This window comes from Pseudomonas sp. UBA6276, assembly GCF_002438365.1.
Taxonomy (GTDB): Bacteria; Pseudomonadota; Gammaproteobacteria; order Pseudomonadales; family Pseudomonadaceae; genus Aquipseudomonas; species Aquipseudomonas coleopterorum.
Window position 1 is genome coordinate 47,538 of sequence record NZ_DJUS01000158.1, and the last position, 4,763, is coordinate 52,300.

Annotated in this window: 3 protein-coding genes; all 3 read right to left on the minus strand. The window is 63.9% G+C overall.

Going from position 1 to position 4,763, the window contains the following annotated elements:
• Window positions 1–166: 166 nt before the first annotated feature.
• On the minus strand, window positions 167–1,450 hold the full coding sequence (gene tilS, locus B2V21_RS18450) for a tRNA lysidine(34) synthetase TilS (protein ID WP_414708427.1): 1,284 nt from the start codon (window positions 1,448–1,450) through the stop codon (window positions 167–169).
• Window positions 1,451–1,702: 252 nt separating this feature from the next.
• Window positions 1,703–2,650, minus strand: a complete 948-nt coding sequence (locus B2V21_RS18455; protein ID WP_043185110.1) for an acetyl-CoA carboxylase carboxyltransferase subunit alpha — start codon at window positions 2,648–2,650, stop codon at window positions 1,703–1,705.
• 140 nt (window positions 2,651–2,790) lie between these two features.
• The coding region (dnaE, locus tag B2V21_RS18460) for a DNA polymerase III subunit alpha (RefSeq protein ID WP_286917643.1) at window positions 2,791–4,763 on the minus strand (1,973 nt) is incomplete at its 5' end.

The window sequence follows — 4,763 nt, forward strand, 5'->3', positions numbered from 1 at the left end:
AAACCCTAGAAGTCTGCGTTAAAGCGGCAGAAGCCGCCGGGGAAAGCGAAGGAAGGCCGAAGCCCCCGACGGCCAAAAACGGTTTGGCAATCGGCAACGTCCGTGAATCCGGTGGGCTCACAGAAGCTGTATCAAGAAGGGAGCGTAGTCTACCGGATTCCCCCTTTCATCTCAAACTCTGCTCGCCGGTCGGCGGCGACCACGACAGTTGGCCATCGACACTGGACAGCGGCAGGTTGGCCACGGCCACCAACTGGTCGTCGACGAACAGCAGGGGCAGGCGATCACGCACGAAGCCTGGCAGGCGGCTTTCATTGAGCAGGCGTTTGAGGTCTCGCTGCCCGCGAGCGGGCAAGCGCAGGCCTTCGCCGCCCTGGCGGTAGCGAATCTGCGCCTGACCGGACGGCGGACTGCCCTGCCATCGCACCTCACCGTTACCCGGCAGTTGCAAGGCCTGCTCAGGACGCGGCCATGTTTGGACCGCAGGCTGAGCCTGCGACCATTGGCCACTGACCCACCAGATCCGTCCGTGGGCCCTGTGCAGCTCGCCGTCGGTCAGTCGCCAGACGGGCGTGGCTGCGGCATCGGCGTCGCGCAAGGATGCCCATCCGACCCAGTGCTGGGTGTCGGGCAGGCGCGTCAGGCGTGCCAGCCAGAACTGCAGGGCATTGCGCTGACGGCTGTCTGACAGCGCTTGCAGCGGCGCCAGGGCCAGGCTCGGTACGGACAGCCAGGAATGCTCGACCGATGCGCGCGCAGGCTCCAGGTCCGCTTCGGCCAGTTCCTCCAGCAACTGCGCTGCCTCGCCCAGATGGGCCGCGGCCCTGGCAATGCTGCCGGCCGCCTGGGGCCAGCGCGCCGTGATCACGGGCAGCACGTCTCGGCGCAGGTAATTGCGCGAAAAACGGGTATCGGTGTTGGAGGGGTCGTCGATCCAGTCCAGGCCCTCGGCACGAGCGTACGCGACCAGTTCGCTGCGAGGCTCATCGAGCAGCGGCCTGGCCAAGATCCCCTGCCCTTGCGGTCGCTGCTGTGGCATCGCCGCAAGCCCCCGCACGCCAGCGCCGCGCAGCAGACGAAACAGCAGGGTTTCGGCCTGATCATCCTGGTGCTGGGCGGCGAACAGGACATCGCCGACTCCGAGCACCGCATCGAAAGCATGGTAGCGCGCCTGGCGCGCGGCTTGTTCCAGGCTGGGGCCGTTCTCGACCTGCACCCGGATAATGCGCAACGACACACCGAGCTGATCGCACAGGGATTGGCAGTGTGCGGGCCAGGTATCGGCGACCGATTGCAGACCGTGATGGATATGAAGAGCAGTCAGCGGCGGACGCTGGGGCAGACCGGCCAACAGGTGCAGCAGGACAGTGGAGTCGAGGCCACCGGAGAAGGCGACGTACCAGGCAGGGGCTGAGAGGTAGGGTTGCAACCGGGCCTGTAATCGTTGCATCAAGACTGAGGATTCACGCATAAGGTGCGGCCCTCACTGGGCAAGGCGAGGTATGAGCGGTGCTCCCTTCGCGGGCAGAGGACTCAGCCGCCCGCCCCGCTCCCACACGGATCGGGGCTGGGCCTTGAATCGGCGGTGCGCCCTTCGCGGGCAGAGCCCGCTCCCACAGTGGACGGAGTGAACCCATACCTGTGGGAGCGGGGCGGGCGGCTGAGCCCTCTGCCCGCGAAGGGCGCGCCGCGGTCTCGAACCTTACAACCCGTAGCTCATCAACCGGTCATACCGGCGGCTGAGCAACGTCTCGGTGTCGAAACCCTTGAGCATGTCCAGTTGGCTGGTCAGCTCGGCGCGGATCAGGGCCGAGGCGGCGACCGGATCGCGATGGGCGCCACCCAGTGGCTCGTCGATCACCTTGTCGACAATGCCCAGGTGGTTCAAGCGCTCGGCCGTGATGCCCATGGCTTCGGCGGCATCCGGCGCCTTTTCGGCCGTCTTCCACAGAATCGACGCGCAACCTTCCGGCGAAATCACCGCATAGGTCGAATACTGCAGCATGTTCAGTTGATCGCAGACACCGATGGCCAATGCGCCACCCGAACCGCCTTCACCGATCACCGTGGCGATGATCGGCGTTTTCAGGCGTGCCATCACGCGCAGGTTCCAGGCGATCGCTTCGCTCTGGTTGCGCTCTTCGGCATCGATGCCCGGGTACGCGCCCGGCGTGTCGATGAAGGTGAGGATCGGCATCTTGAAGCGCTCGGCCATTTCCATCAGGCGGCACGCCTTGCGGTAGCCTTCCGGACGCGGCATGCCGAAGTTGCGACGGACCTTCTCGCGCACTTCGCGGCCTTTCTGGTGGCCAATGATCATCACCGGCTGCTCGTCGAGACGAGCGACACCGCCAACAATGGCGGCGTCGTCGGAGAAATGACGGTCGCCGTGCAGCTCATCGAACTCGGTGAAGATGTGCTGAATGTAGTCCAGGGTGTACGGGCGGCGCGGGTGACGCGCCAGCCGGGCAATCTGCCAGCTGGTCAGGTTGCCGAAGATGCTTTCGGTCAGCGTGCTGCTCTTGTCTTGCAGGCGAGAGATCTCGTCGCCGATGTTCAACGAATTGTCGTTGCCTACCAGGCGCAGCTCTTCGATCTTGGCTTGCAGGTCAGCGATCGGCTGTTCGAAATCAAGAAAATTCGGGTTCATAGGCATCCGTCTTGGGTCGACGGCCAAGCGGCCGGCCGGTTGATCCGTTTGGCGCCATACCTTAAAGGAAACGGCGCGTTCAGGTCGAGTTTATTAATTGTGGTCGAGCCCGGCCCGCGGGGCCAGCTCAACGGTCAGGTTCAACGATATTGCAGAAAGACGTTCTCGCGACCGAACTGGTCACGCAACGCTTGAATCAAGCTGTCGGCCGGGTCGATCCGCCAGCCTTCGCCGAACTGCAGCGTCGCCTTGGCGTCGTTGCTGGTGTATTCCATGGTGATCGGGCAGGCGCCGCGGTGCTGACGGCACAATTCGCCCAGCCAGCCGAGCCGATCGCCACCCAGCCCGTCGGCGTGCACCTTCAGACGCAAGCTTTCGGCCAGGTTGGTGCGCGCATCTTCCATGCTCATCACGCGCTTGACGCGCAGGCGCAGGCCACCGGAGAAGTCATCGTTGCTGACCTCCCCTTCCACCACCACCATGGCGTCGGTCTGCAGCAGCGATTGCGCGGACATGAAGGCATCGGCGAACAATGAGGCCTCGATGCGCGCCGAGCGGTCGTCGAGGGTGATGAAGCCCATCTTGTCGCCCTTCTTGTTCTTCATCACCCGCAACGCGATGACCATGCCGGCCACGGTCTGGGTTTCGCGCGAAGGCTTGAGGTCGATGATGCGCTGCCGAGCGAAGCGCCGGATCTCGCCTTCGTATTCGTCGATCGGGTGCCCGGTGAGGTACAGCCCCAGAGTTTCCTTCTCGCCTCGCAGCCGCTCCTTGAGAGTCAGCTCCTTGGCCTTGCGATGGTCGGCATAGACATCGGCGTCCGCTTCGACGAACACACCGCCGAAGAGGTCGTCGTGGCCGCTGTCGTGGGTGCGAGCGGTCTGCTCCGCCGCCTTGATCGCGCCCTCCATGGCCGACAGCAGTACCGCGCGATTGCGGTCGATGTTGGCTTGATAGGCCTTGGGCTCATCGTGGAAATACGGGCCCAGGCGGTCGATCGCACCGCTGCGGATCAGACCGTCGAGGGTGCGTTTGTTGATGCGCTTGAGATCGACGCGCTCGCAGAAGTCGAACAGGTCCTTGAACGGGCCGGCCTGGCGGGCTTCGATGATCGCCTCCACCGGTCCCTCGCCCACGCCCTTGATCGCGCCCAGCCCATAGACGATGCGGCCATCGTCGTTGACCGTGAACTTGAACTCGGAATTGTTCACGTCCGGCGCGTCCAGGCGCAGCTTCATGGTGCGCACTTCCTCGATCAAGGTCACGACCTTGTCGGTATTGTGCATGTCCGCCGAGAGCACTGCGGCCATGAACGGCGCCGGGTAGTGAGCCTTGAGCCAGGCGGTCTGGTAGGACACCAGCCCATAGGCAGCGGAGTGGGACTTGTTGAAACCGTAACCGGCGAATTTTTCCACCAGGTCGAAGATGTTGCCCGCCAGGTCCGGGTCGATGTTGTTGGTGGCGCACCCTTCGATGAAGCCGCCACGCTGCTTGGCCATCTCTTCGGGTTTCTTCTTGCCCATGGCGCGACGCAGCATGTCGGCGCCGCCGAGGGTGTAGCCTGCCATCACCTGAGCGATCTGCATCACCTGTTCCTGGTACAGGATGATGCCGTAGGTGGGCGCCAGCACCGGTTTCAGTCCTTCGTACTGGTAGTCCGAATGCGGGTAGGCCAGCTCGGCGCGACCGTGCTTGCGGTTGATGAAGTCGTCCACCATGCCCGATTGCAGCGGGCCTGGCCGGAACAACGCCACCAGTGCAATGAGGTCTTCCAGGCAGTCGGGCTTGAGCTTCTTGATCAGCTCCTTCATGCCGCGAGATTCGAGCTGGAAGACGGCAGTGGTCTCGGCCTTCTGCAGCAACTGGTAGGTCGGCTTGTCGTCGAGCGGAATGAAGGCGATGTCCAGCGGCGCCTCGTTGACCTTGGCCCGGTCGCGGTTGATGGTCTTCAGCGCCCAGTCGATGATGGTCAGGGTACGCAGGCCGAGAAAGTCGAACTTGACCAGACCTGCCGCTTCCACGTCATCCTTGTCGAACTGGGTTACCAGGCCGTCACCGGCCTCGTCGCAGTAGATCGGCGCGAAGTCGGTCAGCTTGGTCGGCGCGATCACCA